This is a genomic window from Nocardia farcinica (assembly GCF_029867845.1).
Classification (GTDB): domain Bacteria; phylum Actinomycetota; class Actinomycetes; order Mycobacteriales; family Mycobacteriaceae; genus Nocardia; species Nocardia farcinica_A.
In genome coordinates this window covers 1-2780 of the sequence record NZ_JARWRU010001103.1, presented here as the reverse complement: position 1 = coordinate 2780, position 2780 = coordinate 1, and the positions used below count along the sequence as shown (strand labels likewise).

Genomic DNA, 2780 nt, shown 5'->3' with positions numbered 1-2780 from the left:
TGCGCGGCGCCGCGCGGGCGTCTGTTCGGGGCGCCGGCGCCCCCGGCGCGACGCCGTTACATGGTGCCGGCCCCGCGGGTGCCCCCGCTGACGTACCCGCCCGCGGCGAGGCCGGAGGTGCAGCGGCCCGCGGCGAACAGGCCGGGGATGGGTTCGCCGCTGACGTGCAGGACGCGCGAATCCAGGTCGGTGCGCAGGCCGCCGAGCGTGAACCCGGCGGTCATGCCGCGCAGGTCGAAGCCGGCCAGCGGGGTGCCGATGGGGCGCACCCACTCGGGCTTCTTGCCGAGCAGCGGGTCGACGCCGTCGGCGGCGTGGCGGTTGTAGACCTCGACGGTGGCCTGCAGCGTGCCGGTGGGCAGCCCCATCTCCGATTCCAGTTCCTCGACCGACTCGGCCGCCCAGGTGGGCGGCTGACGGAAGAAGTGGGTCGCGCTGACCGTCTTCAGGGCTTCTTCGTAGGACTGTTCGTCGATCACCAGGAACGCCTGGTTGTCCTGCTGGATGAGGGTGGCCTGGCCGATGCGGCCCGGGTAGGTGTCCTCGGTGACGTAGCGCTGGCCGCGGCCGTTGACGAGGATGCCGCGCGCCAAGAGCTGCGGGTCGGCGAAGAAGGCGACCTCGGTGGCGTCCATGTGCGCGAGGTCGGCGCCGAGGGCCTGGGCGACGCGGATGCCGATGCCGTCGTGTTCCTCGATGGCGGCGGCGGGGCGGCCGATCAGGCGCGGCGCGAAGCCCTCGCCCATCTCCCCGGCGTAGGCGAAGCTGCCGGTGGCCAGCACCACCCCGCGCTCGGCCCTGACCACCACCTCCTTGCCGAACTGCGTGGCGGCCACGCCGACCACCCTGCCGTCGTCGTCCACGACCAGCCTGCGGATCCTGGTGTCGTACTGCACCCGCACGCCCAGTTCCTCGGCCGTGTCGGCCAGCGGCTTCATCAGCATGTAGCCACCGCCGCGCTGGGCGATGCGCTTGTTCGCGTACTGCGGCACGTGTCCGCGCGGGGCGGGCGGGATCTCGGTGTTGAACGGCGCGGCGTTCTCGCCGCCGGAGTACATCAGGCCCTCGTCGTGCGGCGGCTCCCAGCCGGGCTCGCCCCAGAACTCCTCCTTGAACGGCACCCCGCAGGAGACCAGCCAGTTGTAGTGCTCGACCGAGCCGCGGCAGTAGTCGGCGATCTTGGCCTTGTCCACCCCGGGGCCAAGCGCGGCGGTGAGGAACTTCTCCATGTTCTCGGGGGAGTCCTCGAAGCCGAGCGCCCGCTGCAACGGGGTGCCGCCGCCCAGGTAGATGAATCCGCCCGACATGGCCGCCGCCCCGCCCCAGCCGCTGGTGCGCTCCAGGATGAGCACCGAGGCGCCCGCGCGGGCGGCCTCGATCGCGGCGCACACCCCGGCGATGCCGTATCCGGCGATCACGACATCGGCGCCCGGCCCCCATTCGGTGACCTCGGCGGCGCGCAGCGGGCGCAGGGACTTGGCATCGGACATCGGGTTACCTCGTATTTCGATCGTCGTCGGTCTGGGGCGCCGGGGTGTCGGCGCCGGTCAGTTCTGCACGGGTTCGGCCTCGGCGGCCCGTTTCGCTTCCGCCTCGGCGGCCCGGCGGGCGGCCTTGCGCACGCGGGCGGCCACCGAGCCGACCCGCATGTCCAGCGAGGTGCCGCGTGGCCAGCCCACGTAGTGGCACAGGAAGATGGCGATCTCGTGCAGTTGTTCCTCGGTCAGGTCACCGGCCTCGAGAGCGGACCGCATCCGGTCGGCGGCGTCGTCGATGCGGTTCTGTTCGGTGAGGGCGCCGAGCAGCAGCAGCGTGCGGTCGCGCTCGCTGAGGCAGGCGTCCTCGCCGGGAGCGGGCAGCGAGTCGCCGTCCGCCGCGGCCGGTTCCGGCACCGGTTCGGCCTCGTTCATCCGTCCTGCCCCTTTCCCGTCCGCACGACGCGGTCGGCTCGCTCCGTCCTCCGGCGCGCGATCGGGTGCGTCCCGGTCGTGCGGGTCACCTTCGCGCGCATCAGTTCCCGGCCTCCCCGGCGAGGGCGCCCCGGCCCACACCGAGACCCTCGCCGAGGCTCCGCAGCGCCAGCGCGGCCAACGGCAGGGCGACGCCGAGCCGTTCCCCCAGCCCGAGTGCGAGACCGAGATCCTTCTCCCCGAGATCGCGCACGTGGCTCAGGACGGACAGCCAGAAGTCGCCCTGCTCGATCGGCGCTGTGGTGTCGCGCAGCATGATCGCGCCCGGTCCGCCGGTCACCGCGTCGGAGTGGCGGACCACCTTGCCCAGGGCGGTGATGTCGAGCCCGGCCGCCTCGGCCAGCCGCTGCGATTCGGTGGCGGCGGTGAAGGCCACGAAGTGCAGCAGGTTGCGGGCCAGCTTCATGCGGGTGCCCGCCCCCACCGGCCCGGCGTGCACGACCAGATCGGCGAAGGCGCCGAAGGGTTCGCGGACCCGTTCGAAGGCGGTGTCCGCGCCGCCGACCATGACCGCGAGCCGTCCGCTCTTCGCCCCGCCCGCGCCGCCGCTGACCGGCGCGTCGACCAGGTCGACCGAGCGTTCGGCGCAGACCGCGGCCAATTCCTCGGCGGTGCGGTCGGAGATGGTGGAGTGCACCGCGATCACCGTGCCCGGCCGCGCGGTGCTCAGGATGCCGTCGGGGCCGGTGACCACGCCGCGCACCTGCTCGTCGTCGAGGACCGCCACCGAGACCACCACGGCGGGCGACGCGGCGGCGGGCCCGGGGCGCGCCCCCCCCCGCCCCCCCCCCCGGGAACGACGAGGCCCCC

The 2780-nt window shown here is 73.8% G+C and carries 3 protein-coding genes; all 3 read right to left on the bottom strand.

Annotated features, from left to right (window positions below; translation table 11 throughout):
• Positions 1-56: 56 nt before the first annotated feature.
• A complete protein-coding gene (locus QH283_RS24390; RefSeq protein ID WP_280505273.1) occupies positions 57-1490 on the bottom strand; it encodes an FAD-dependent oxidoreductase in 1434 nt (477 codons plus the stop codon).
• A 57-nt stretch (positions 1491-1547) separates the two neighbouring features.
• Complete coding sequence (locus tag QH283_RS24385) at positions 1548-1910, bottom strand: hypothetical protein (protein WP_280505272.1); 363 nt, start codon at positions 1908-1910, stop codon at positions 1548-1550.
• A gap of 100 nt (positions 1911-2010) precedes the next feature.
• A partial coding sequence (locus QH283_RS24380; protein WP_280505271.1) for an NAD(P)-dependent oxidoreductase occupies positions 2011-2780 on the bottom strand: 770 nt, incomplete at its 5' end.